Raw genomic sequence first — 2,647 nt, 5'->3', positions numbered from 1 at the left:
TATTTATTATATCATGTCCGAGTTTTTATTGTATAATTAAGTGTAACCTATCCAAAGTGTAACCTATCCAAAGTGTAACCTATCCATAGTGTATTTGTCAACTGAAAACTATACCATATTTTAATCGAAAACTATACCACTAAAACATAAAAAATTAAGTGGTTTTTTCTAACCATTCTTTAGTTTCTTTTATCCTATAAGAATTTCCATTCATATTTATTACATAAGATTTATGCGTTAATCTATCAATTAATGCAGCTGTTAATACTTCATCATTAAATATTTCATTCCATCTATCAAAAGATAAATTAGTAGTTATTATTGTAGATTTCCTCTCGGCCCGAAGGGAGAGAAACTGGAACAATAGCTCACTCCCTTCTCTATCAAATGAGATATATCCTAATTCATCTGCTACTATGAGATCATATTTTTCAAATTTCTTTTCAAAGGTATATAGCTTTTTTTCACTTCTAGATTCCTTTAATTCATTTATTAATAGTGATACGGTAGTGAAATATACTTTATATCCTTTATTACATGCATCTATTCCAAGTCCTATAGACAAATGAGTTTTACCTGTGCCTGGATTTCCAGCAAGTATTATATTTCTACTTTCCTTTATAAAATTTAGTGTTTTAAGCTCTTTGAGCTTCTTCTTAGCATCTTCAGGTAAATATTCTACATGTAATTCATCTAAATATTTTTTATATGGAAATTTAGCATTTCTAATTCTATTTTTCTTTCCATTTTCTTTTCTCATATCATAAGCATCTACAAATATTTCTCTTAAAAAATCCTCATAAGATTGATCTAACCTATATGCATCTTCAATTTTCATATTTAAATTTTTACTTATTCCAGGTATTTTAAGTTCTTTTACATATTTTTTTATTTCATCTATTTTTTCATTCAATTTTTATACCCTCCTAAAGAGTTTAATCCAAACATTTCATTTAATATTGATATTTGTTCTATAGATTGTTTTTGTATAGATTCATCTTTACTTTCTTTAGCTGAACCTTCTACTTTTTTGCTAAATACAATATTTTTTATATTATCAGTATTTATTATCTCTTTTTTGATTTTTGCTAGTTGCTCTATGGCATTTAATACTATTTTTAAATCTTTTTCTTTAATTAATTCTAAAAGCACTATGAAATCTTTAGGATTATTGGTATAATATTTATGATATATTTGTTGAAGTTCTGGACCCATTTGATGTCTGCCGACACTAGAATGAAGGGCTCCAGGCTTCTTTTTTAAAGTATTAATGAAATGGTATATATCAAATATCCATTCATGGACTCCATAATTTCTAATATGTTCTGCTATTAAATTATCTTTGTAATATATTTTAATCTTATCTGTATATATCTTAGCTTTTACAAACTTTCCTACAAGATAATCTGGAACTGAATATTTATTCTGATCTACATTTATTACACTATACTTATTGACTCTTAGCTCTTTTCTACGAGCTGCATCATAAGGAGGTTTAAAAGGTAAAAGGTGAGGTCTTTCCTCATTTAAAACGTCCGAAGGACTCTTATTAGAAAGCCAATGTCTCTTTTTAGAATTTAATTTCATTATTTCTTTTATCAAATATTCATTTGCTTCTTCTAAAGAATTAAAATCAGTTCTTCTTGCAAATATTTTTCTTCTAACGAATTCTACACCTCTTTCAACATGACCTTTTTCATTACCACGTCTTGCATTACAAAATCTATATTTAAAACCATAATACAAAGCTATGGATATCAGATGATCAGTAGCTTCTTTTTCGGTCTTACCAACAAATCTTTTAACAGCTTGTTTCATATTGTCATAAACAACTTCTCTATGATTTCCTTCTAATGCACTAAAAAATTTCACATGCATGTCTAGAAAATTTTCTGTTTTCTGATTGTGATAAAGCTTAGGAAAGTGAAAAGAACCTTTAGCAGTAGTGAATAGTCCCATATCAAAAGCCATAGGCTTCCCATCTATCGTAAGTTTTACCTCTCCCCAATCAAACTCTACAATTTCTCCTAACCCATATTCTTGCCTTATGAAAGCCTCTTTTTTATCATAAGTATCTTTAATGTAATTACAAACAGTAGAATAACTAATATCATAGTTTTTTTCTATCAAATATTCGTGTATATCTATCTTTTTCATTAATTGCTTAGCTCTACCGAGCGATTTATTCTTTTCATTTTTTAACATTAAACTTTCAATTTCAGATTTAATATCATCAGTTAATTTAATTTTAGTTCTACTGCTAGTATCATATTTAGGCTTTAAATCTATTTCCTCTATTAATGACATTATGAGATCTTGATCATTATCTTTATCTAATACATTTAACTCTTTAGTCTTTTTTTCAAACTCATCTATATATTTTTTAACAGTAACTCTAGATATGCCAGTTTCTCTACTAATTTGTCTTTGAGACTTATTTTCTCTAAAGTATTTTAACAATATATCTGATTTTTCTACCAAACTAATCAACCTCCACACACCTCCTATATTTTGAATATATAGGGGTATTATATTTGAAAGTGGACTAGTTTTCAATTAGAATGGTGGTATACTTTTAGGTTAGCATAAACATCATATCTGCTAATTTAAAGTAATTTACCCAGCCTACTATAATTTGTTTTAATTT

Annotated in this window: 2 protein-coding genes; both read right to left on the bottom strand. The window is 27.1% G+C overall.

Annotated elements, in window-relative coordinates:
• Positions 1-154 precede the first annotated feature (154 nt).
• A complete protein-coding gene (gene istB, locus ACTHUW_RS12680; RefSeq protein ID WP_442199839.1) occupies positions 155-913 on the bottom strand; it encodes an IS21-like element helper ATPase IstB in 759 nt (252 codons plus the stop codon).
• Positions 910-2,481: an IS21 family transposase gene (gene istA, locus ACTHUW_RS12675; RefSeq protein WP_442199838.1), complete on the bottom strand. Its 1,572-nt coding sequence runs from the start codon at positions 2,479-2,481 to the stop codon at positions 910-912. Before istA ends, istB begins: the two co-directional genes overlap by 4 nt.
• Positions 2,482-2,647: the final 166 nt, after the last annotated feature.

The sequence above is a fragment of the Senegalia sp. (in: firmicutes) genome (assembly GCF_052088025.1).
Classification (GTDB): Bacteria; Bacillota; Clostridia; order Tissierellales; family SIT17; genus Anaeromonas.
The sequence above is the reverse complement of the archived record's forward strand: the minus strand, read 5'-3'. Positions and strand labels throughout refer to the sequence as shown.